23 protein-coding genes are annotated in these 23,009 nt (G+C 60.6%); 13 read left to right on the top strand and 10 right to left on the bottom strand.

The features are described from left to right. Positions 1 to 24 precede the first annotated feature (24 nt). The 6 genes from ACZ1HA_RS06975 to ACZ1HA_RS06950 all read right to left on the bottom strand — a co-directional run bounded on the left by ACZ1HA_RS06975 (position 25) and on the right by ACZ1HA_RS06950 (position 5,792). Positions 25 to 1,341: a branched-chain amino acid ABC transporter permease gene (locus ACZ1HA_RS06975; RefSeq protein ID WP_472713379.1), complete on the bottom strand. Its 1,317-nt coding sequence runs from the start codon at positions 1,339 to 1,341 to the stop codon at positions 25 to 27. Next, on the bottom strand, positions 1,338 to 2,348 hold the full coding sequence (locus tag ACZ1HA_RS06970; RefSeq protein ID WP_472713378.1) for a branched-chain amino acid ABC transporter permease: 1,011 nt from the start codon (positions 2,346 to 2,348) through the stop codon (positions 1,338 to 1,340). Before ACZ1HA_RS06970 ends, ACZ1HA_RS06975 begins: the two co-directional genes overlap by 4 nt. Further along, positions 2,348 to 2,530: a hypothetical protein gene (locus ACZ1HA_RS06965; protein WP_472713377.1), complete on the bottom strand. Its 183-nt coding sequence runs from the start codon at positions 2,528 to 2,530 to the stop codon at positions 2,348 to 2,350. Before ACZ1HA_RS06965 ends, ACZ1HA_RS06970 begins: the two co-directional genes overlap by 1 nt. Positions 2,531 to 2,733: 203 nt before the next feature. Further along, positions 2,734 to 3,558 (bottom strand): ABC transporter ATP-binding protein, encoded by an 825-nt coding sequence (locus ACZ1HA_RS06960; protein WP_472713376.1) that lies wholly within the window; start codon positions 3,556 to 3,558, stop codon positions 2,734 to 2,736. 172 nt (positions 3,559 to 3,730) lie between these two features. Further along, positions 3,731 to 4,510, bottom strand: a complete 780-nt coding sequence (locus tag ACZ1HA_RS06955; protein WP_472713375.1) for an ABC transporter ATP-binding protein — start codon at positions 4,508 to 4,510, stop codon at positions 3,731 to 3,733. A 91-nt stretch (positions 4,511 to 4,601) separates the two neighbouring features. Further along, the gene (locus tag ACZ1HA_RS06950) at positions 4,602 to 5,792 is read right to left on the bottom strand and encodes an ABC transporter substrate-binding protein (protein ID WP_375227738.1); all 1,191 of its coding nucleotides are present in this window, start codon (positions 5,790 to 5,792) and stop codon (positions 4,602 to 4,604) included. A gap of 181 nt (positions 5,793 to 5,973) precedes the next feature. On the opposite strand from ACZ1HA_RS06950, the gene ACZ1HA_RS06945 reads away from it, so the two are divergent. Next, positions 5,974 to 7,095 (top strand): PQQ-dependent sugar dehydrogenase, encoded by a 1,122-nt coding sequence (locus ACZ1HA_RS06945; RefSeq protein WP_472713374.1) that lies wholly within the window; start codon positions 5,974 to 5,976, stop codon positions 7,093 to 7,095. Positions 7,096 to 7,164: 69 nt separating this feature from the next. Here ACZ1HA_RS06945 and ACZ1HA_RS06940 read toward each other — a convergent pair whose 3' ends face one another. Further along, positions 7,165 to 7,404, bottom strand: coding sequence for a hypothetical protein (locus tag ACZ1HA_RS06940; RefSeq protein ID WP_472713373.1), 240 nt, complete (start codon positions 7,402 to 7,404; stop codon positions 7,165 to 7,167). 108 nt (positions 7,405 to 7,512) lie between these two features. Further along, positions 7,513 to 8,517, bottom strand: a complete 1,005-nt coding sequence (locus ACZ1HA_RS06935; protein WP_472713372.1) for a GlxA family transcriptional regulator — start codon at positions 8,515 to 8,517, stop codon at positions 7,513 to 7,515. Positions 8,518 to 8,708: 191 nt separating this feature from the next. On the opposite strand from ACZ1HA_RS06935, the gene ACZ1HA_RS06930 reads away from it, so the two are divergent. Beyond that, positions 8,709 to 10,079, top strand: a complete 1,371-nt coding sequence (locus tag ACZ1HA_RS06930; RefSeq protein WP_436399382.1) for a class II 3-deoxy-7-phosphoheptulonate synthase — start codon at positions 8,709 to 8,711, stop codon at positions 10,077 to 10,079. 131 nt (positions 10,080 to 10,210) lie between these two features. Here the strand turns inward: ACZ1HA_RS06930 and ACZ1HA_RS06925 are convergent, their stop codons facing one another. Next, complete coding sequence (locus ACZ1HA_RS06925; RefSeq protein ID WP_375227742.1) at positions 10,211 to 10,915, bottom strand: PAS domain-containing protein; 705 nt, start codon at positions 10,913 to 10,915, stop codon at positions 10,211 to 10,213. A gap of 287 nt (positions 10,916 to 11,202) precedes the next feature. On the opposite strand from ACZ1HA_RS06925, the gene ACZ1HA_RS06920 reads away from it, so the two are divergent. From ACZ1HA_RS06920 to phoB, 11 genes are all read left to right on the top strand, one after another. Further along, entirely contained in the window at positions 11,203 to 12,093 is an 891-nt protein-coding gene (locus ACZ1HA_RS06920) for a YicC/YloC family endoribonuclease (RefSeq protein ID WP_472713371.1), read from the top strand. A gap of 3 nt (positions 12,094 to 12,096) precedes the next feature. Then, complete coding sequence (gmk, locus tag ACZ1HA_RS06915) at positions 12,097 to 12,741, top strand: guanylate kinase (RefSeq protein WP_375227744.1); 645 nt, start codon at positions 12,097 to 12,099, stop codon at positions 12,739 to 12,741. After that, positions 12,738 to 13,265 carry a gamma carbonic anhydrase family protein gene (locus ACZ1HA_RS06910; RefSeq protein WP_472713370.1) on the top strand — a complete coding sequence of 176 codons (528 nt, stop codon included), beginning with the start codon at positions 12,738 to 12,740 and terminating at the stop codon, positions 13,263 to 13,265. Before gmk ends, ACZ1HA_RS06910 begins: the two co-directional genes overlap by 4 nt. Before the next feature lies 1 nt (position 13,266). Further along, complete coding sequence (locus tag ACZ1HA_RS06905) at positions 13,267 to 14,454, top strand: trans-sulfuration enzyme family protein (RefSeq protein WP_472713369.1); 1,188 nt, start codon at positions 13,267 to 13,269, stop codon at positions 14,452 to 14,454. Positions 14,455 to 14,464: 10 nt separating this feature from the next. Beyond that, positions 14,465 to 15,514 (top strand): sensor histidine kinase, encoded by a 1,050-nt coding sequence (locus tag ACZ1HA_RS06900; protein ID WP_375227747.1) that lies wholly within the window; start codon positions 14,465 to 14,467, stop codon positions 15,512 to 15,514. A gap of 182 nt (positions 15,515 to 15,696) precedes the next feature. After that, on the top strand, positions 15,697 to 16,737 hold the full coding sequence (locus ACZ1HA_RS06895; protein WP_472713368.1) for a substrate-binding domain-containing protein: 1,041 nt from the start codon (positions 15,697 to 15,699) through the stop codon (positions 16,735 to 16,737). A 99-nt stretch (positions 16,738 to 16,836) separates the two neighbouring features. After that, positions 16,837 to 18,309, top strand: coding sequence for a phosphate ABC transporter permease subunit PstC (pstC, locus tag ACZ1HA_RS06890; protein ID WP_472713367.1), 1,473 nt, complete (start codon positions 16,837 to 16,839; stop codon positions 18,307 to 18,309). After that, a complete protein-coding gene (gene pstA / locus ACZ1HA_RS06885; protein ID WP_472713366.1) occupies positions 18,306 to 19,661 on the top strand; it encodes a phosphate ABC transporter permease PstA in 1,356 nt (451 codons plus the stop codon). Before pstC ends, pstA begins: the two co-directional genes overlap by 4 nt. Positions 19,662 to 19,676: 15 nt before the next feature. After that, complete coding sequence (gene pstB, locus ACZ1HA_RS06880) at positions 19,677 to 20,474, top strand: phosphate ABC transporter ATP-binding protein PstB (RefSeq protein ID WP_472713365.1); 798 nt, start codon at positions 19,677 to 19,679, stop codon at positions 20,472 to 20,474. Further along, positions 20,475 to 21,191: a phosphate signaling complex protein PhoU gene (phoU, locus tag ACZ1HA_RS06875; RefSeq protein ID WP_375227752.1), complete on the top strand. Its 717-nt coding sequence runs from the start codon at positions 20,475 to 20,477 to the stop codon at positions 21,189 to 21,191. It abuts the gene before it with no gap. After that, entirely contained in the window at positions 21,191 to 21,880 is a 690-nt protein-coding gene (gene phoB, locus ACZ1HA_RS06870) for a phosphate regulon transcriptional regulator PhoB (RefSeq protein ID WP_375227753.1), read from the top strand. Before phoU ends, phoB begins: the two co-directional genes overlap by 1 nt. Here phoB and ACZ1HA_RS06865 read toward each other — a convergent pair whose 3' ends face one another. Beyond that, positions 21,881 to 22,717 carry a 3-oxoadipate:acetyl-CoA acetyltransferase gene (locus ACZ1HA_RS06865; protein WP_375227754.1) on the bottom strand — a complete coding sequence of 279 codons (837 nt, stop codon included), beginning with the start codon at positions 22,715 to 22,717 and terminating at the stop codon, positions 21,881 to 21,883. Positions 22,718 to 23,009: the final 292 nt, after the last annotated feature.

The raw sequence follows: 23,009 nt of genomic DNA, 5'->3' as shown, positions 1-23,009 counted from the left end.
ACGCCTTCACACTCGCGCCCGGGACTACCGCTCAGGGATCAGACCCCGCGGGCTGAACCGCAGCACCAGCAGCAGCACAAGACCCATCGTAAAGAGCCGCATATGTGCTGCGCTCTCAATCAGGTGCGCCTTTAGCGCCGATCCGTCTGCCATTCCGGCTGTGATGACCTGCATCAGCCACAGCCCCATAGGCTCCACCTGCACCCAGAGGAACCAGATCAGGAAACCGCCCAGCACAGCGCCGAAATTGTTGCCTGACCCGCCCACGATCACCATGACCCACACAAGGAAGGTGAACCGCAGCGGCTGGTAGGTGCCCGGCGTCAGCTGGCTGTCGAGCGTGGTCATCATCGCCCCCGCGATCCCGCAGATGGCCGAGCCCAGCACAAACACCTGCAGATGGCGCGCGGTCACGTCTTTGCCCATCGCCTCCGAGGAGACCTCGTTGTCGCGGATCGCCCGCATCATACGCCCCCAGGGGCTGTTGAGTGCCCGCTGCGCCATGACCAGCAGGATGATCAGCACCAGCGCGAAGAGCCCGGCATAGAGCAGTTTGACATAAAGCGTCGAGGCCGTGACCGGATCCATGCCATAAAGCGACGCGGTCTCCACAAAGCCCGGATCGTTCTGCAGATCAATCTCATAGGGGGTCGGGCGGGGCAGGCCGACGACGTTCTTGACACCACGCGACAGCCAGTCCTCGTTCTTGAGCACCGAGATGATGATCTCCGCAATGCCCAGCGTCGCAATCGCCAGGTAATCCGACCGCAGCCCCAGTGCCGTCTTGCCAATCACCCAGGCCGCACCGGCCGCGAACAGCCCGCCCACAGGCCAGGCCAGCGCCACCCAAAGCCCGCGGTCAATCCCGAGCCCCCCGAGGTTGCCCAGCAGGGCAGGGTTAATCGCCTCAACCGCCTCCACGCCCGGATCAAAGAGCGCGCGATAGATGAAGAAACCAGCCACCAGCAGCCCCAGGGTGACCAGCGTCCGCAGCCGCCCTGCAGGCATCCGCGCACGGATCTTCACAATGGCCACGATCAGCACAACCGCAAACACCAGCGCACCCAAAATGTTCCAGCCGCCCGCCGACCACGCACCGGGGGTGGGCGGCACGCCCACCAGCACCGCGGCCAGACCGCCCAGGGCCACAAACCCCATGATGCCCACGTTAAAGAGCCCCGCAAAGCCCCACTGCAGGTTCACGCCCAGCGACATGATGGCCGAAATCAGCCCCATGTTCAGAATGAGCAGCGCGGTGTTCCAGCTCTGCGTGAAACCGGTAATCAGGATCATCGCGCCCACAATGGCAAAAAGCAGGGTGTTTTTCACAGCAGGGTTCATACCGCTTTCCCCTTGAAGAGACCCGTGGGTTTAAACAGCAGCACAATCAGCAGAATGAGGAAGCTGACCGCGAATTTGTAATCGGTGGACAGAAGCTGCACCAGACTGCTGGGTTCCAGGCTTTCCGGCAGCAGATAGGTCAGCACCTTTTTCCAGGCATAGGTCACCGTGATCTCGGAAAAGGCGATCACAAAGCCTCCCGCAATAGCCCCGATCGGATTGCCCAGACCGCCCACAATCGCACTGGCGAAAATCGGCAGCAGCAGCTGGAAATAGGTGAAGGGCTTGAACGATTTATCCAGCCCGTAAAGCACGCCGGCAATGGTCGCCAGCCCCGCCACAATCAGCCAGGTGATCATCACCACCCGCTCCGGATTGATGCCGGAGAGCAGTGCCAGATCCTCATTGTCTGAATAGGCGCGCATCGATTTTCCCGTCCGCGTCCGGTTCAGAAACCAGAAGAGCAGCAGCACCACAACCACCGCCGTGATCACGGTGATGCCCTGCGTGGTCTTGATCGCCAGCCCTTCGCGCAGGCCGGTCATCTCGCGGAAGGTGCGTGCGGAGATGATGAACCGCTCGCCATCGCCAAAACGCTGATCATCCGGCCCGATGATGAACCGCACAATGCCGTTCATGATAAACGTCACGCCGAGGCTCACGATCACCAGGATCACGGGTTTGGCCTTCTGCTCGCGGTAGAACCGGTACACCACCCGGTCCGTCGCCAGCAGCAGCGCCATACAGCCAAGGATCCCAAAGGGCAGGGCGAGCAGCGCCGTGGGCAGCGGCCCCAGACTGATGCCCCAGCTCTGGAAAAGCCAGGTCACCAGCACAGTCACCATCGCGCCGAATGCCATGGTGTCCCCATGGGCAAAGTTCGAAAACCGCAGGATCCCGTAGATCAGCGTGACCCCCAGCGCGCCAAGCGCCAGCTGGCTGCCATAGGCCACCGCAGGCACAATGACAAAGTTGGTCAGGGCAATGATTGCGTTCAGGAAGTCCATTACTCGATCACCTCGCATGATCCCTTCGTTGCGCGCGCATATACTTCGCCCTGTACCCTGTATTGCTGAAGACCAATACTCTGACCCTCCGGGTAAACCGTGATCATCATTCCTGCCAGCGGTCCTCCGATGTCGGGCATCATGAAATGCCTCGTGCCGGCGGCACCTGCGATCTCCAACACGGTGCTAAGGTGGTCCTGTTGTACCAGGAGGGGTTTTTCACCAGACAGGTATCCCGGGCCATTCGGAGCCTCCGGACCGGGGCTTTTCTCATCCAGTCGCAGTTCATGATTCCACTCGCAGCGAATCTGGAATGAAAACTCCTGAGAGGTTTCGGCCTGCGCCACGGCAGCGCTCGCGAAAAGGAAGACGCCAGAAATCCATCTCATCCCCCCAGAAAACTCTTACGCACTTCGGGATCGGCCAGCAATTCCTTGCCCGTCCCCGTAAAAGCGTTCCGCCCCTGAACCAGCACAAACCCCTTGTCCGCGATCTCCAGTGCCTGGCGCGCGTTCTGCTCCACCATCAGAATGGGAATGCCCGTGCGCGCCACCTCGATGATCCGGTCAAAAAGCTCATCCATAACAATCGGGCTCACCCCGGCCGTCGGCTCATCCAGCATCAGCACCTTGGGCTGTGTCATCAGCGCCCGGCCTACGGCCACCTGCTGGCGCTGCCCGCCAGAAAGTTCGCCCGCCGCCTGGTGGCGCTTGTCCCGCAGAATGGGGAACAGCTCGTAAATCTGCTCCATCGTGGGCCGGATATCATCGGTGCGGATAAAGGCACCCATCTCCAGGTTTTCCTCAACGGTCATCGAGGTGAAAATATTCGAGGTCTGCGGCACAAACCCCATACCCTTGATCACCCGTGCCTGCGGGCTCAGCTCAGTAATATCCTCACCATCCAGCTTCACATGTCCCTGCCGCAGGTTCAGCATCCCGAACACAGCCTTCATGCCGGTCGATTTGCCGGCCCCGTTCGGCCCCACGATCACGGCAATCTCGCCGCGATCCACCGCAATCGTGCAGTCATGCAGAATGTCCGGCCCGGCGCCATAGCCACCGGTCATGCTCTCACCGATCAGAAACGGCCCGCCTTCCGCAGGATGCGCGCGGCCACCTTCCTTTACCGGCGTCGTCGTACCCATACCGGCCGCATTGCCGAGCGACAGATCCCGGTTGCCCCGGTCTGAATAGGGATCACTGCTCACAGCAGACCTCCCTTTTTATTCCGGGCCCGGTTTCTTCTGGCCATAAATATCCCCGCCGGAGGCACGAAATCCGCCGCCATACGGCTTAACACCGGGTGAAGGCAGCGCGCGCTGCGCACCAACGTAATACCGACGTTACACCGACGCGATACCGACGGAAAACCGACGCCCTTCATCCGACCATATCCTTGTTCTTCAGACCCGTGCCCAGATAGGCCTCGATGACCTGCTCATTGGCCTTGATCTCGTCCAGCGTACCCTGCGCCAGCACCTTGCCCTCGGCCATACAGATCACCGGGTCACACAGGCGCCCGATGAAATCCATGTCATGCTCGATGACCACAAATGTGTACCCGCGCTCTTTGTTCAGGCGCAGGATGGCATCGCCGATGGTGTTCAGCAGCGTCCGGTTCACGCCTGCACCAACCTCATCCAGAAAAACGATCCGCGCATCCACCATCATGGTGCGGCCAAGCTCCAGAAGCTTCTTCTGACCGCCTGAAATCTGGCCTGCCTTCTGTTCGGCCAGATGCTCGACCGTCAGGAATTCCAGTACCTCATCCGCCTTGGCCCGCAGGGCGCGCTCCTCATCCGCAATGCGCTTGCGTCCGAACCATGTATTCCAGAGCGTCTCTCCCGACTGCCCGCCCGGCACCATCATCAGATTTTCCCGGCAGCTCATCGACGAGAACTCATGCGCAATCTGGAACGTGCGCAGCAGGCCTTTGTGGAACAACTCATGCGGTGGCAGCCCGGTGATATCCTCTCCAGCCATCGTCACCCGGCCGGATGTTGGTTTAAGAACGCCCGCAATCACATTGAAAAGAGTGGTTTTTCCCGCACCATTCGGCCCGATCAGACCGGTCACGGATCCTTCGGCGATCTCAAGACTGGCACCGTCCACAGCGTGAAAGCCACCGAAATGCTTGTGAACGTCGTCAACGACAATCATGCCATTTCCCCTGTGCGCGCCACTGTCAGCGCTTGTTATTGAAACAGCCCGGAGAGGGATCTCCGGGCTGCCTGGTCTTCATGCCACAGACTTATTTGAAGCCGATTGTGACGTTCTTTTCATCCTGGACTTCGATCATCCGGTATGTACCCGCAGATTCACCGGGCCCGATCAGCTCAACAGCCGAGGCACCAACGTAATCCACATCGCCGCCACCGCGGATGATGTCGAGTGCTTTGCCCAGTTCACCGGGATAGATTTTCTCACCGGGTGCGTTGGCCACATCAAGAATGTGCTTGCCGTAATCCGCGGGGTCGGTGCTGTCAGCAGCCTGCATGGCCAGCATGAAGAGCGCCGCTGCGTCATAGCTTTCCGGCGTGTAGGGGGAGGTCGCATCAAACGCATCACCCGCCATCGCGGTCAGCTTTTCGATGCCTTCGCCGCCCGAACCTGCGATCTGGCCGTAGGAGCCGTTCAGCGCGGAACCCACGTTTGCCGGCAGGCTGTCACCGATCATACCGCCCGGCAGGCCGAAGGTGTCGAATGCGCCGGTGTCGAGGGCTGCGTTGATGATGCCCAGACCACCCTGGTCGAGATAGCCCGCAACAACCAGCAGATCACCGCCTGCGGAGGCCAGTGCGCCCATCTCAGCGGAGTAGTCCGCTTTGCCGTCCTCGTGCGCGGCCACGATGGTCACTTCGCCACCGATGGCTTCAAAGTTGCTCTGGATCGCGTCAGCAAGACCCTTGCCATAGTCGTTGTTTGTATAGGTCAGCGCGATGGATTCCACGCCACGCTCCTGCAGGATCTCGGCCATCACCTGGCCTTCGCGCGCATCAGACGGCGCCGTGCGGAAGAACAGATCATTGTCCTCGACCGTGCTCAGGCCTGGGGATGTCGCAGAAGGCGAAATCATCACCATACCGTTCGGAATGGCGACGTTCTGCAGGATCGCACCGGTCACACCGGAGCAGTCGCCGCCGATCAGACCATTGATGCCGTCCGCGATCAGGCGTTCGCCGTTGGAGGTGCTCAGACCGTTGTCGATGCAGCCGGTGTCCGCACGGATCGGCGTGACCTTGGCAGCATCCAGCAGTTTGCCGCTTTCAGTGACTTCGGCCATGGCCAGTTCCGCACCGGCGGCCATCGGACCTGTCAGCGATTCAATCGGGCCGGTAAAGCCGATGAGGATGCCCAGTTTAACTTCTTTTGCGTGACCGCCCGCCATTGCGGTGGTCGCCATGAGTGCTGCAGCCGTTGTGGCCATAAGCATCTTTTTCATGTGGTTTCTCCCAAGTTGGAACTATGCGTTCGCCGGGCAGCGTAAGGCTCCGAAACCCAAAAGAAAAGCGTTTTAGGGGCGAAAACAAAGGCATCCCGGCGCGGGCATCGCCGGTACCGGTGGCAATAAGGGGCAAACTGCCTATATTTTCTGTAATCCTCATCAAAATAAGGAAAAAAGCATGTCCAGCAGCCGGTTTAAGTCGTTTCTCCTGTCCGGGATGTTTCTGGCAGCCGGTGCAGCAGCACATCTTGCGGGCCCACCTGCACGCGCACAGGAAGCGGCGACACTCGCTCCGGTGGCAACCGGGCTGGATCAGCCCTGGGCCGTTGGCATTTTGCCCGATGGCAGTTTTCTTGTGACCGAAAAAGACGGGCGGCTGCTTTACTTTGCCGACGGCCGGCAACCGGAGAACGTCGCGGGCGTGCCAAGGGTCAGCGATAACGGGCAGGGCGGCCTGCTGGATATCACCATCGCCCGCGATTTTGTGACCACCCGCACCCTGTGGCTGAGCTATTCAAAACCACAGCAGGGAGGCAGCGGCACAGCGCTCGTAGCCGCGACCCTGTCGGCAGATGGCACGCGGCTGGAAAACGTCCGGGACCTGTTTGAGATGAAACCCGGCTCCTCGGGTGGGCGGCATTTCGGCAGCCGCGTAGTCGAGGCGCGGGACGGCACGCTTTACCTGACCATCGGCGATCGAGGGGACCGGCCCTCCGCCCAGGACCGCGACAGTCACAACGGCAGCATCATCCGCGTGAACCGCGATGGCTCTGTGCCCGCGGACAATCCGTTTGTGGGCACCGCCGGTGTACTGCCGGAAATATGGTCCTTTGGTCACCGCAATCCCCAGGGGGCCGGGCTTGATGCCTCGGGCAACCTCTGGACAGCCGAGCACGGCGCGCGCGGAGGCGACGAGGTCAATTTTGTGCGCAAGGGGGCCAATTTCGGCTGGCCGGTGATTTCCTATGGCCGCCATTATTCGGGCAGTAAGATCGGCGAAGGCACCGAAAAAGCCGGCATGGAACAGCCCGCCTTTTACTGGGACCCGTCCATCGCGCCCTCCGGCCTGCTGGTCTATTCCGGCGACATGTTCCCGGCCTGGCGCGGGGACATCTTTGTGGGGTCACTGAAGTTTGATTATATCGCGCGGCTGGAAATCTCCGGTCAGACCGCCCGCGAAGTGCAGCAGATCGAAAACAGCGCCACAAACCGCGTCCGCGATATCGTTCAGGCACCGGACGGCAGCATCTGGTTCATTTCGGTGGGGAATGGCGCGGTTTACAGGATCGCCGCGCAGTAGAGAATAGAAAAGCCGGTTATCTGCATCCCACTTTTCGTCAATCCAGCAACGGCCGCTCTGAGCCCGAACTTACTTCTTGCCACCGAACCACCAGTTCGATAGCCCAACGACGGGTCCCAGCAAATAGAGCATTAAGAACAGCCAGCTCCAGACCAAAACGTTCGAAGCAATAGCAAGGTGATGTGGGATAAGAGTAACAGCGGTCATCCACAGCAATAAGAAAACGAACTGCGTTGCCAGCAAAAAGGCAATTGCCCTCACTGGGTGTCGCTTAAGTTCTCCATCGAAATCAAACAGTAGTTTTTTCAAAGTTCGGGCCCTAACCTGTCGATCTACTCTGCACATTCCTGAACAAACAGTATCTTAGTCTGCTTAGCGGACTATCAACCTAAGACTGGTGGCCCATGGCAGTCCGCTTCAGATCGACAACCGTGCCGCGTGGCTGCCCCGTTCGCGGTAGGGCGTCGTATCGTAGTGCGCCCGGTAGCATTTGGAGAAATGCGACGGCGAGGCGAACCCGCAGGCAAGTGCCACGTTGATCACGCTCATATCGGTCTGCATCAGCAGGTTGCGCGCTTTCTGCAGGCGCAGTTCCATGTAATAACGTTTAGGGCTGCGGTTGAGATAGCGGCGGAAGAGCCTCTCCAGCTGCCGGGTGCTCATGCCCACATCCTTTGCCAGGATCGACGGGCTGATCGGCTCCTCGATATTGGCTTCCATCATCTGGATCACCGATGACAGTTTCGGGTGACGTACGCCGATCCGCGTGGGCACCGACAGACGCTGGGTGTCCTGGTCGGTACGGATGGAGGAATAGATCATCTGATCGGCCACCAGATTGGCCAGTTCCTCGCCATGTTTGTCCGCGATCAGTTTGAGCATCAGGTCAATCGACGACGTCCCGCCCGCCGTGGTCAAACGGTTACCATCCACCACAAAGACCGATTTGGTCAGGGTGACGTCCTCAAAATCCTCAGCAAAGCTGTCCTGGTTTTCCCAGTGGATGGTGGCTTTTTTCCCATCGAGCAGACCGGCCTTCGCCATTGTGTGACCAGCAGTACAGAGCCCGCCCACAACCGGACCCTTGCGCGCTTCGCGTCGCAGCCAGCCCAGCAGTTTTTTTGTGGTCGCACCCTGAACGTTCACCCCACCGCAAAGCATGATTACATCATCACGCGAGACGTCTTCCAGATCGCCGTCCACCTGAAACCGGATGCCGGCACAGCTGCTGACAGCCTCGCCATCCTCGCCCAGCGTTTTCCACTCATAGAGAGAGCGTCCTGACATGCGATTCGCGATGCGGAGTGCTTCGACGGCAGAGGCAAAGGACAGCATGGTGAAGTCATGCAGCAGCACAAAAACGAAGCGCTGCGGCCGGTCGACCGGCGTGTCGATACGCCTGGCGGGTTGCTGTGCGGACATTACTGCCTCTTAAGTCTGATCTTTCCCGCACTGCGGCGTGTCTGCGCCACAGTGTCGGAACACCTTGGCCACGAGGTGAAAGCCGCGTCAAGAGGCCGAATTTGTGATATGGTCACTGCGCCCGGGCTTTTGTATAGAGAGCGCTGAGATGGTAGCGCTCGCACTGCGGGCCGGAAAGCGGAGTACCAACAATGAGTGAATGGAGCAAATCAAGCTGGCGTGCCAAACCGAGAATCCAGATGCCGGATTATCCGGATCAGGAGGCGCTTCGGGCCGTTGAGGATCAGCTTTCCAGGTTTCCGCTTCTGGTGTTTGCCGGCGAAGCACGGCGGCTGAAAAAGCACCTGGGTGCCGCGGGGCGGGGAGAGGCTTTCCTGTTGCAGGGCGGCGATTGCGCCGAGAGCTTCGAGCAGTTCAGCTCGGACGCGATCCGCGACACCTTCAAGGTGATGCTGCAGATGGCAATCGTGCTGACGCACGGCGCCAAGGTTCCGGTTGTGAAAGTCGGCCGGATGGCCGGTCAGTTTGCCAAGCCGCGCTCGGCACCCACCGAAACGGTGGATGGTGTTGAACTGCCGAGCTACCGTGGTGACATCATCAACGAGCTCGACTTCAACGCCGGTGCGCGGATCCCCGATCCGGCCAAGATGATGCGCGCCTACACCCAGGCGGCTGCCACGCTGAACCTGCTGCGGGCGTTCTCGACCGGTGGTTATGCGGATGTGCATCAGGTGCACGCCTGGACGCTGGGGTTCACTGAAAGCGAAAAAGCTGAGCGGTACAGAGAGATCGCGACACGCATCTCCGACACGCTGGATTTCATGTCTGCGGCGGGCGTCAATTCTGATACAGCGCACACGCTGCAGAGCGTCGAATTCTACACCAGCCACGAGTCGCTGCTGCTGGAATACGAAGAAGCGCTGACCCGCGTGGACAGCACCACGGGCAAATGGCTTGCAGGGTCCGGGCATATGATCTGGATCGGCGACCGCACACGGCAGCCGGACGGCGCACATGTCGAATTTGCGCGCGGCGTTCAGAACCCGATCGGCCTGAAGGCGGGACCAACCATGACGTCCGAAGACCTGAAAGTGCTGATGGCGAAGCTGAACCCTGAAAACGAAGAGGGGCGTCTGACGCTCATCGCACGTTTCGGTGCAGGCTCGGTTGGTGAACATCTGCCGCGTCTGATCAAAACCGTGCGCGAAGAAGGGGCCAACGTGACCTGGGTCTGCGATCCGATGCACGGCAATACGATCAAGTCCTCCTCGGGCTACAAGACCCGGCCGTTCGACTCGGTGCTGCGGGAAGTGCGCGAGTTCTTCGGGGTGCATGGCGCCGAAGGCACTGTCCCCGGTGGCGTGCATTTTGAGATGACCGGGCAGGACGTGACCGAGTGCACCGGTGGTGTACGGGCCGTCAGCGATGAAGACCTGTCAGATCGCTACCATACCGCCTGTGACCCGCGCCTGAACGCAAGTCAATCGCTGGAACTGGCGTTCCTCGTGGCCGAAGAGCTTTCGGACCGTCGCGCGGCACGCAAGGACAAGATCGCGGGCTGACCCCGCGACGTCCTTTGCCGGACATTCCAGCCCCCTGCGCCCCGCGCGGGGGTTTTTTGTATGACGCAAGAAAAAACCGCCTGCACATTCTGTGCAGACGGCTGTCCTGATCAAAGGAACGGGCAGGTGTGTCAGTCGTCCGACTTCACCAGCCTGAGGTAAGGCGCATCTTTGCGCGGCGTTTCGGTGCGGAATGTCGCCCGGGGTTCGGCAAAGCCCGCAGGCTCGCGTCGTTCGCGCTTTTCACCGGCAACCGGCGCTGGTCTGCGCAGAATGGTTTTTTCCGCTTCGGTCGGTTTGGGCTTTGCGACAATCTCGGTGGACGTCCCCTGGACGATCGGGCGCAGAGAGCTGCGCACCACATCAAAACGGCGCGGGCTGCGGCCCGGGTCCCCAACAGCGATCAGCACACCAAGCAGGCGGCTGACGTCACCCAGGTCGCTCTTGAGCGGCAGAAGCAGCATCCGAGCGTCCAGCGCAGGCATGCCAGCGGCTTCTTCAGAATGCAGATGCAGTGTGCAGGCAGCGGGTGTTTCGAAAACTTCTTCAAGGGTATCGCTGACCTGACGGCGCGAACCGGGTGTGATGAACGAGGTCAGCGGCATACCGCGGACTTCCATCCCCATCAGATCACTCAGGTGGCTGCCGGCAATCCGCATACGTGCTATGCCCGGTGCAATACGTTCCACGATAAAGGAATACTCAAGCGCTTGCTCGATCCCGCGCGGGTCAATCTCGGCACGGCTGGGCATCAGACGCGTGCCCCGCAGCGCCTCCCAGTAGGCCTCAACCTGTGCCAGCGGCGAAAAGCCGGTATTTGAAACGTGCTGCGTCATGTCCACCACATTGTGCTTGTTTTGACCCGAATTGTCCATTGTCTGAACTCTTCCTTCCGCCGGGTAAATGCCCGGGCGTTGGTTTTTTGCGGTCCAAAGGCGCATCTCTGTGAGATTTGCCTATATCCCGCCTTAATCGTTGATGAATTATTAATACCAACAATTTTCAATAAATGGCCTTCTAACTCCCCTTTTGGTTAACCCGCCGCTCTGTGGCGGGGGTTGCCCTTGCATCTGGTTTCACCATAAGGCTGAACACGCGCGCTATCTGTGAAGAGGAACACACAATGATCCGTTCAATGACAGGATTTGCCTCTGCGACCGGCAGCCTGGCGCCGCATTCCTGGAGCTGGGAGCTGCGCAGCGTGAACGGTAAAGGTCAGGACCTGCGCCTGCGGGTGCCGGACTGGATAGAGGGTCTGGAAGCGGCCCTGCGCAAACAGCTTTCCGTGGCAACGACGCGTGGCAATGTCACTCTGTCTCTGCGCGTCACGCGTGAGGAACACAGCGGCGCGCTGCAGATCAACACAGGACAGCTCGACCGGATGCTCGCCGCGCTGGCCGAGATCGAGACACGGGCCATGGACGCCGGTGTGTCGCTGGCGCCATCGCGCGCCTCGGACCTGCTCGTACAGCGCGGTGTGCTGGAACAGGCCGGAGCAGAAGATGACACAGCAGCACTGTTGGGCTTGCTGACAGGGGAAGCCGCTGCGCTGATAACCGACTGGAACGCCATGCGCGAAACCGAGGGCGCGGCACTGGAGACGATATTGTCCGGACAACTGGACGAGGTTGCCCGCCTGACTGCAGAGGCAGCAGCGCTCGCCGCAGCCCGCGCGGATGAAATGGCCGGAACCCTGCAGCGCAATCTGGCGCGCGTGCTGGATAACAGCGACGGCGCGGATGCAGACCGCGTGGCACAGGAACTGGCGCTGCTGGCGGTCAAATCCGACATCACCGAAGAAACCGACCGCCTGTCAGCCCACGTTGATGCAGCGCGGGAACTTATTTCCAAAGGCGGACCAGCGGGCCGCAAACTGGATTTCCTGATGCAGGAATTCAACCGTGAGACCAACACTCTGTGCTCCAAGGCGCAGAACACCGACCTGACACGCTGTGGCCTGGCGCTCAAGGCGCTGATCGACCAGATGCGCGAACAGGTTCAGAATGTGGAGTAAGGTATGAGCGTGACACGACGTGGTCTGCTGATAATTCTCAGCTCCCCCTCGGGGGCTGGCAAATCGACGCTGGCCCGGCGGCTGCGGGACTGGGACCCGGACATCGAATTTTCGGTTTCGGCCACAACGCGGGCGCCGCGTCCTGGCGAGCAAAACGGCCGCGAGTACCATTTTGTCAGCGAAACCGAATTCAAGGCGCAGGTCGCGGATGAAGGCATGCTGGAGCACGCCCATGTGTTCGGCAATTTTTATGGCTCTCCCCGCGCACCGGTTCAGGACGCCATCGACGCAGGCCGCGATGTCCTGTTCGACATTGACTGGCAGGGTGCGCAGCAGATCACCAATTCCGCGCTCAGCGCACACACGCTGTCGATCTTTCTGCTGCCGCCGTCGATCACGGAACTCCGCAGCCGGCTGGAGAAACGCGCGCAGGATGACGCCGCCACGATCGCGCGGCGCATGGACAAAAGCTGGGACGAAATCAGCCACTGGGGCAGCTATGACTACGTGCTGATCAACGACGATCTGGACGACACAGAGCAGCGCCTGCGTACGATCATCGGTGCCACGCGCCTGCGGCGCAGCCAGCAGCCGGGGCTGACAGATCACGTGCGCGCCCTGCAGGCCGAATTCGAGGAGCTGTCATGACCATTTATGCACTGGGCACGGACGTGCCACAGATCCATGAAGATACATGGGTGGCACCCGATGCCAACCTGATCGGCAAGGTCGTGCTGGAGCAGGGGGCCTCTGTCTGGTTCGGGACAACCATCCGCGCGGACCACGAGGAGATCCGCGTGGGCCGGGGGTCCAATGTGCAGGAAAACTGCGTGTTCCACATCGATGCAGGCTATCCGCTGGCTATCGGTGAAAACTGCACCATCGGACACAAGGTGATGCTGCACGGCTGTACCATCGGGAACAATTCGCTGATCGGCATGGGGGCCACCATCCTCAACGGTGCACAGATCGGGGATAACTGTCTGATCGGCGCCGGCGCGCTGATCACGGAAAACAAGGTGATACCGGACGGCAGCCTGGTGATGGGCGTGCCGGGCAAGGTGGTCCGAACGCTGGATGCGGATGCCATTGCCGGACTGACAGCCTCCGCGCAGCACTATCAGGACAATATGAGACGGTTCCGGGACCAGTTGCGCCCGGCAGAGGATTGATATGAAAAACGAAAAAGGGTCTCTGATGCGCCCGGATGCGCTGCCCGCCTCCGCGTCGCGGCCGGTTGTGACACCACTCAGTCCTTCTGTTGTCTATGCGTCGGACACGCCGGATATGCTGGATCAGCAGTACGAAGGCGGTCTGCAGGGCTATACCTATTCCCGTGAGGGGCATCCGAATGCGGATGTGGTCGCCCGACGGCTTGACCGGATGGAAAACGCGCCACATCCGGGCGTGGTCACATCGTCGGGCATGGCGGCTGTTTCCGCGGTTCTCCTTGGTCTGACCCGTGCGGGTGATCACGTGATCGGAGGCAACCAGCTTTATGGCCGCTCCCTGCGCATGATGTCAGAGGATCTGCCGCGCCTGGGCGTTGCCACGTCGATGGTCGATCCGGGCGATATCACCGCCATGCGGGCCGCGATCCGGCCGGAAACAAAACTGATCCTTGTCGAAGTCGTCTCCAACCCGACACTGCGGGTCGCAGACATCCGGGCGCTTTCAGCGCTGGCCCAGGAGACCGGCGTGCTGCTGGTGATCGATAACACCTTTACTACACCGCGCGCTTTCCGCCCCTTTGAGCATGGCGCGGACATTGTGCTGCATTCGGTGACCAAACTGCTGGCCGGGCATTCGGACGTCATGCTGGGCTATGTCGCCGCCAGCGATGCTGACCTGAATGACCGTCTGCGCGTATTCACCGTGACTGCGGGCATGTCCCCCAGCCCCTTCGACTGCTGGCTGGCGGAACGCGGGATGCTGTCGTTCGAGCTGCGCTATGACCGCGCCGAAGCAACCGCAGCGGTGCTGGCCGATCACCTGGCCGGGCTGCCGGGTGTCACGCGCGTCCTGTATCCGGGACGGGCGGACCATCCGGACCGGGCGCTGCTGGATGACCTGATGGGCGGGCGGTTCTGCAACATGGTCAGTTTTGAGATCGACGGTGGCAGGACGCAGGCAAACGCGTTTACGCGCGCTGCCGAAGGCCTGTCCTTTGCACCAACACTCGGAGATGTGGGCACGACCATTTCGCACCCGGCCTCTTCGTCCCACCGCGCGCTCACTGCTGACGACCGCGCGGCTCTGGGCATGTCCGAAGGGTTTTTCCGGATATCTGTCGGCCTCGAAGACCCGGAAGCGCTCTGTGCTGTTTTCACGGACGCTGTTGCTGCGGCCATGGCCACCTGAGAGGCACGGAATGTCTGATGCAGTCCGGCAGTTCCTGGATGCGGTGCCGCTGCCCGCGCTGGCGATTGACAGTGCTGAGCGCATCACCGCTGCCAACGCCGCGGCGCGCCGGTTGCTTGGCGATGGCATCACCGGCCGCAATTTTATCACGATGCTCCGCCAGCCCGCTCTGATTGAGGCGATCGAAAAAACGCTGCGGGACGGCGAACCCCGCCGGGCCAGATGGCTGTCCAGCGACGGCGTTCGGGAAAGCATGTATGAGGTCACTGTACGGATCGCCGGGGATGGGGGCATGATCCTTGTGTGTTTTCAGGACACCACTGATCTGGAACAGGCCGGGCAGATGCGCCGCGATTTCGTTGCCAACGTCAGTCACGAGCTGCGCACGCCGCTCACGGCTCTGATGGGGTTTATCGAAACGCTCAGAGGCCCCGCGCGCAACGATGATGCAGCGCGCGACCGGTTCCTCGACATCATGGAAGGCGAAGCAGGCCGGATGAACCGTCTGGTCGGGGATCTGCTGTCGCTCAGCCGTGTAGAGGACGAAGAACGCGTCAGGCCGAAGGACGCCGTTGAACTTGGCGGTCTGCTGGGCAGCGTGCTGCGGACCCTGACTCCGCTTGCAACAGAGGCCGGCGTAACACTGAACTGCGAACTGCCGGAAGCGCCCGTCCAGCTGACCGGGGATCAGGATCAGCTGATGCAGGTGTTCACAAACCTGGTGGAGAACGGCATCAAATACGGCGGCAGCGGTGGTCTTGTTACCGTGCGGGTTGCGCCACCCGGGCGGGATCCGTCGCTGCGTGCCGACGGTGTGCGGATTGACGTGACCGATCATGGCCCTGGCATTGATGCTCAGCATCTTCCCCGGCTGACAGAAAGGTTTTACCGTGCGGACAGTCACCGCAGCCGGGCGCTCGGCGGGACGGGGCTGGGCCTTGCTATCGTCAAACACATCATAAACCGTCACAGGGGGCGTCTGCGGGTGGAAAGCGAGCCGGGGCAGGGCGCCTGTTTCACGGTGATTCTGCCGCTGCGCCCGGATGAACTGCGCGGCTGACCCCGCAGGCACACGGACATGACGGGCTTTTCAGAGCATTTCTGACCTTTTTGCCGCCACCCGGACACCTGTCATAAAACTGTTACGCAACTGTCACAAAAGCATTGCGCGTAGACCTTAATCCACCGGTCAAGATCGCCATTGGGGGTGATCAGGTAAGCGAAAAAATGACAGGAGACACCATGTCGTTCGTAAAACTCACAACATCCGCGCTGGCGCTGGCCGCGCTGTCGGCCACAACCGCTGCAGCCCGGGATCAGGTTCAGGTCGCAGGGTCGTCCACCGTTCTGCCTTATGCGTCCATCGTTGCGGAAGCTTTCGGCGAAAACTTCGACTTTCCGACACCGGTTGTTGAATCCGGAGGCTCCTCGGCTGGCCTCAAGCGCTTCTGCCAGGGCGTAGGCACCGAGCACACCGACATCGCAAACGCATCCCGCGCGATCCGCGAAAAAGAGATCAAGGCCTGTGCTGAAAACGGTGTGACTGACATCATCGAAGTCCGCATCGGCTACGACGGCATTGTTTTCGCAAGCCAGTTTGACGGTCCTGCCTACACGGCCTTTTCGCAGTCTGACATTTTCAACGCGCTCGCTCCGAAAGTGATGGTGGACGGCGCGCTGGTCGACAACCCCTACACCAAATGGTCGGATTTCAATTCCGATCTGCCTGACGCAGAAATCCTCGCCTTCATTCCGGGCACCAAGCACGGCACCCGCGAAGTTTTCGAGGAAAAGGTAATTGCAGCGGGCTGCGAAGCCACGGGCGCGATGGAAGCGATGATCGCGGGCGGCATGTCCGAAGATGACGCCGAAGATGCCTGCCTTGAAGTCCGCACCGACGGCCGGTCTGTGGACATTGATGGCGACTACACTGAGACGCTGGCATCCATCGACGCCAACAGCAACGCCATCGGCGTATTCGGCCTTGCATTCTACGAAAACAACACCGACAAGCTGAAAGTCGCAACGATGGCGGGCGTAGAGCCCACAACCGAAACCATCGCTGCGGGTGAGTATCCTGTGTCGCGTCCGCTGTATTTCTACATCAAGAAAGCACACATCGGCGTCATCCCAGGCCTGAAGGAATTCGCTGAGTTCTTTGTCGCGGATGATATCGCAGGCCCCGATGGCCCTCTGGCGGAATACGGTCTGGTGTCTGACCCGGAACTGGCTGCCACGCAGGAAGCCGTGTTCGACGAAGCCGTCATGGGTGGCGGCAGCTGATCCTGACGGATTGATCCAACACAGGCAGCGGGCGGCTCAGGCGGCCCGCTGCAAACCCGGGACCACGAGATGGTCCCTTCAGGTGTCTTCGGGGGAACCATGTCACTACTCTGGCTTTCACTGCTGATCCTCGCGCTGTCGCTTGCAGGATTTGTGCTTGGCCGCCGACGCGCTCTGGCCAGCGCCGGGGGCGACAGCCGGCTGCTGCATTCCCTGCCGGTTTACTACGGATCAAACGCGTTCCTGAAGTCTCTGGTGCCCGCAGCGGGCCTGCTGATCCTGTGGATGCTGGCTCAGCCGCTGGTCATCGATAACCAGGTTTCGGGCATGATACCGGAGAGCGAAATATCGGAAGGGTCCAGCATGGGGCTCGTGATGTCGGAAGTCCGCCGCATCGCCGATGGCCTGGACGCTGCCGTTGCCGCCGGAACAATCGATGCGGACACTGCGGATGCCACTTCTGCTGACCCACAGACAATTACGCAGGCCCTGAAAGACGCGGGTCAGGTCGTCACGACCGATCTGACCGGGCCGGTCCTTGCTGCTGCTCAGGCGTACCGGGACATGAAAATCGGCTCGAACCTGATGATGACAATCGCGGTGCTGATCGTCGGCGTCGCCGGTGCCGCATGGGGTACGATGGAAAGCGGGCGTGATTTCCGGGCCCGCAACGTCGTTGAACAGGGTATTCTGGCAATCCTGATTGCCGCGGCCTCTGTCGCGATCCTGACGACGGTGGGGATTATACTGTCGCTGGTCTTCAACACGGTCGAGTTCTTCCGTCTTTACCCCGCGGCTGAGTTCTTCACCCTGCTGGAATGGGCGCCGAGCTTTTCCGGGCGCGGCGGGGCCTCAAGCCTTGGCATCCTGCCGCTGCTTTGGGGAACAATCTATATCTCCATCGTCGCCCTGCTGGTCGCTGTGCCGATCGGGCTCTACTCCGCGATTTACCTCTCTGAATACGCAACGCCGCGCGTCCGGGGCATTGCTAAGCCGCTGCTGGAAATCCTCGCCGGTATCCCGACAATTGTTTACGGGCTCTTTGCGCTGCTGACCATCGGACCAATGCTGGTCTCTGTGTTCGGCAATGAAGGTCTGGGCTGGATGGGCGGCGGTCGCTCTGTCATGACAGCAGGGATAGCCATGGGGATCATGCTGATCCCGTTTGTCAGTTCCCTGTCGGATGACATCATCAACGCGGTTCCGCAGTCACTGCGCGACGGCTCTTATGGGCTGGGCGCCACGCGGTCTGAGACCATCCGCCAGGTCGTCCTGCCGGCGGCTCTGCCGGGTATCGTGGGCGCCATCCTGCTGGCCGCCAGCCGCGCCATCGGCGAGACGATGATCGTGGTGCTGGGGGCAGGGGCCGCAGCGCGGTTGTCGCTCAACCCCTTTGAGGCCATGACAACCGTCACCGCCAAGATCGTCTCTCAGCTGACAGGTGACAGCGACTTCGCCTCGCCCGAGGCGCTTGTGGCCTTCGCGCTGGGGATCACCCTTTTTGTGCTGACCCTCTGCCTGAACGTCTTTGCCCTCTACATCGTGCGCAAATACCGGGAGCAGTACGAATGACCGATGCAACCACCCCCGTCCCGGCGAAGGCCCGCCGGTCTGTATCGCTGACATCACCGGATGTCCGCACACAGAAGCGCAAAGCGGCCGAGGCCCGTTTCCGGATGTACGGCATAGCGGGTATCGCGACGGGCATTTTCTGCCTGATCGTTCTGCTGACCTCTATCATTGCCAGCGGCACAGGCGCATTCCAGCAGACCTTTATCAACGTATCCGTCTATCTGGACCCGGCCAAGCTGGACAAAAAGGGCAACCGCGATCCCGCAGACCTCGCCAAAGTGTCCACCTTCGGCTACACGCCATTGGTCCAGCAGGCCCTGTTTGATGCGGTGCAGGCCGCAGAAATCGAAACGCCTCTGGAAAAGCGCAAGGACATGAAGGCGCTGATCTCTGCTTCCGCCGCCGCACAGGTGCGGGACGTCGTGCTGTCGGACCCTGCGCTGATCGGTGAAACGGTGGATTTCCGTATCCTCGCCTCCAGCCGGGTGGACGGATACCTCAAGGAACGGGTGAAGCGCGAAGATGTGGCGCGCGACAAGAATATTGACGCAGAGCATCTCGATCTGGTCGACGCCCTGGTGCCCCTGGGCGTGATTGAGAAAACCTTCAACATGGATTTCATCACCGGTGCCGACGCCTCCGAGAGCCGCGCCGAGGCGGCAGGGATCGGCGTGGCCATGCTGGGATCGTTTTTCATGATGTTGGTGGTACTGGTGCTGTCACTGCCCATCGGTGTGGCCGCGTCCATCTACCTTGAAGAGTTTGCGCCAAAGAACCGCTGGACCGACCTGATCGAAGTGAACATCGCGAACCTTGCTGCGGTGCCTTCCATCGTCTTCGGTATCCTTGGCCTCGCCGTGTTCATCCAGTTCATGCACCTGCCGCAATCGGCGCCACTGGTCGGCGGGCTGGTGCTGACGCTGATGACGCTGCCTACTATCATCATCTCGACGCGCGCTTCACTCAAAGCGGTGCCGCCCTCCATCCGGGACGCGGCTCTTGGGGTCGGTGCCTCGAAAATGCAGGCGGTCTTCCATCATGTTCTGCCGCTCGCCGCACCTGGCATTCTGACCGGCACCATCATCGGGCTGGCGCAGGCGCTGGGGGAAACAGCCCCGCTGCTGCTGATTGGTATGGTCGGATTTATTGCCTCGAACGCGCCCGACGGGATCGCCAGCGGCCTGCTGGATCCGAACTCCGCCATGCCCGCGCAGATTTACGAGTGGGCCAAACGCGCCGATCCGGCCTTTTACGAACGTGCCTGGGGTGGCATTATCATCCTGCTCGCGTTCCTGATTTCGATGAACACCCTTGCCGTTATCCTGCGCCGCCGCTTTGAGCGCCGCTGGTAAGACAGGAGCCCGAACATGAACGATATGAGAATACTGGAGAGAACCGTGGACACCAATGAGGTCAAGATCGCCGCAAAGGGCGTCCAGGTCTATTATGGCGACACACATGCCATCAAAGACGTGAATGTGGACATCCAGGACCGGACCGTGACCGCATTTATCGGCCCCTCGGGCTGCGGGAAGTCGACTTTTCTGCGCTGTATCAACAGGATGAATGACACAATTGATGTGGCTCGCGTCGAAGGTGACATCCGCATTGACGGCGAAGACATCTACGACAAGCGTGTGGACCCGGTGCAGCTGCGGGCCAAGGTCGGCATGGTGTTTCAGAAACCGAACCCTTTTCCGAAATCGATCTATGACAATGTGTCCTACGGGCCGCGCATCCACGGTCTGGCCAAGAACAAGACAGAACTGGATGATATTGTTGAACAATCCCTGCGCAGCGCCGCCCTTTGGGACGAGGTAAAGGACCGGCTGAATGCGCCGGGCACCGGATTGTCCGGCGGACAACAGCAGCGCCTGTGCATCGCCCGCGCGGTTGCCACCGAACCGGAAGTGCTGCTGATGGATGAACCATGTTCGGCGCTTGACCCCATCGCCACAGCCCAGGTCGAGGAGCTGATTGACGAACTGCGCCAGAACTATTCGGTGGTGATCGTGACCCACTCGATGCAGCAGGCCGCGCGGGTCAGCCAGCGCACCGCGTTTTTCCACCTCGGAAACCTCGTGGAATACGGTGAAACAGGACAGATCTTCACCAACCCCGAAGATCCCCGCACAGAAAGCTACATCACAGGCAGGATCGGATAAATGGTTCAGGATCAACATATTGCATCGGTCTTTGACCGCGATCTCGAAGCTATCCAGGCGCAGATCATGAAAATGGGCGGGCTTGTCGAGGCGGCCATCCGCGAAAGCGCGCAGTCGCTGGATACCCGCGACGAGGAACTGGCGGAGAAGGTGCGCAAAGCGGACCGGACAATCGACGATCTGGAAGAAATGATTAACGAAGAAGCGGCCCGCGTTATCGCCCTGCGTGCTCCCATCGCACGCGACCTGCGGCTCATTCTCAGCGTGATCAAAATCAGTGCGAACCTGGAGCGCATTGGTGACTATGCCAAGAACATGGCCAAACGCACCGGCGTGCTGGCCCAGATGGCACCGGTTGATGACAGCACCGGAGCCCTGCGCCGGATGTCCCGCGAAGTTGAGAAGATGCTCAAAGACGCGCTCGATGCCTATGTCCAGCGGGATGCTGAACTGGCGACCAGTGTCATCCTGCACGACCGCGATGTGGACCAGATGTATAATGCACTGTTCCGCGAGTTCCTGACCTTCATGATGGAAGACCCGCGCAACATCACGGCCTGCATGCACCTGCATTTCATTGCCAAGAACGTGGAGCGGATGGGTGATCACGTAACGTCGATCGCAGAGCAGGTTGTGTACCTTGTCACCGGCGAACACCCCGAAGACGCCCGGCCCAAGGCGGACAAAACCTCTGTCACCACTGTAGGGCAGGGCTGATGTCAGCTGATCAGCCACGCGTTCTCGTCGTCGAGGATGAGCCCGCACAGCGCGAGGTACTGGCCTATAACCTGGAAGCGGAAGGGTTCGCGGTCAGCAGGGCCGAGGATGGTGAGGAAGCGCTCATGCTTGTGGACGAGCAGGCGCCGGACGTCATCGTGCTGGACTGGATGATGCCGAACCTGTCGGGTATCGAAGTCTGCCGAAGGCTCAAAATCCGCAGCGAAACACGCGGCATTCCGGTCATCATGCTGTCGGCCCGCTCCGAAGAGGTCGACCGTGTGCGCGGCCTTGAAACCGGCGCAGATGATTATGTAATCAAACCCTATTCCGTGCTGGAACTGATGGCGCGGGTGCGCAGCCAGCTGCGCCGCGTCCGGCCTGCTGCGTCCGGAGAGCGTCTGGAGTATGAAGACATCGTTCTGGACGCCACAAGCCACCGGGTGAACCGGGGCGGGGACGAGCTGCGTCTCGGACCCACCGAATTCCGGCTGCTGTCCACTTTCATGGAAAAACCGGGCAGAGTGTTTACCCGCGAACAACTGCTGGACCGTGTCTGGGGGCGCGACATCTATGTCGATACGCGTACGGTTGACGTGCACATCGGCAGGCTGCGCAAAGCGCTGACGCAGCACGGCGGCAGCGATCCGCTGCGTACGGTACGCGGCGCAGGCTACGCGCTCGGCTGATCAGGCAGCGGCGGCGCGAAGCCCCAGAATCGCGCGCGCCTGTGCCGGTGTAGCGACGGGACGTTCGTATTTTTCGCAAAGCTCTGCTGCCCGACGGATCAGTGCTGCATTCGACGGAGCGAGCGTATTCCGGTCGAGACGCACATTGTCCTCCAGACCGGCGCGTGTATGCCCGCCCGCAGCGATTGCCCATTCGTTCACCTCGATCTGGGCGGGACCGATGCCAGCCGCACACCAGGCCGCTTCTGGGGCACGTTTGCGAATGGTTTCAACGTAAAAATCGAACACCTCGCGGTCTGCAGGCATCGCATTCTTCACGCCCATTACGAACTGCACGTAAAGCCGGCCAAAGAGCAGGCCCGCTTCATGCATCCGGATGGCATGCAGCACATGACTGAGATCAAAGGCTTCGATTTCCGGCACAATTTCGTGGGTCTGCATTTCGGAGGAAAGCCAAGCCACCAGATCTGGCGGGTTTTCATAAACCCGCGTCGGGAAGTTGTTTGATCCCACAGACAAAGACGCCATGTCAGGCCTCAATGGCAGCATACCGCCGCGCTCCTGACCAGCGCCTGACCGACCACCGGTGGAAAACTGGATGATCATCCCGGGACAGTGTTTTTCGACCGCTTCTTTCAGCGCGGCAAACTTTTCCGGATCGGAAGACGGGGTCTGATCTGCATTCCGGACATGCGCATGACAGATCGACGCGCCAGCTTCGAAAGCCTCATGGGTGCTCTCGACCTGTTCCTGTACGGAGATCGGGACCGCAGGGTTGGCAGCCTTGGTCGGCACACTGCCGGTGATTGCGACACACAGGATGCAGGGATCTGACATTATCTATCCTTTACAGAGGTTTGTCGGCGCGTTTCTGGCCATATGGGACGACCGGGCAGGAGACAACCGCATTCGCGCGACAGTAGCTTTTCCGCCCCCGGCAGTTCAAGTGCCCGAGTGCTTGCTACGGGGTGCCGCCAATGCACAACACGCAACGGGCACTCACCAGCAACAATTGTGCCTGGGCCGCCCAATCACTTCCAATCCCTGCGCAAAAGGGGCAGGGGACAGAAAACAGTTGAAATCAGTGTGTTTCCGACGTTTAAGCCCCGTGAATGAAGCAGAAAGCGAC

Source organism: Roseobacter sp. S87, from assembly GCF_055693285.1.
This window is presented reverse-complemented; position numbering and strand designations above follow the sequence as displayed.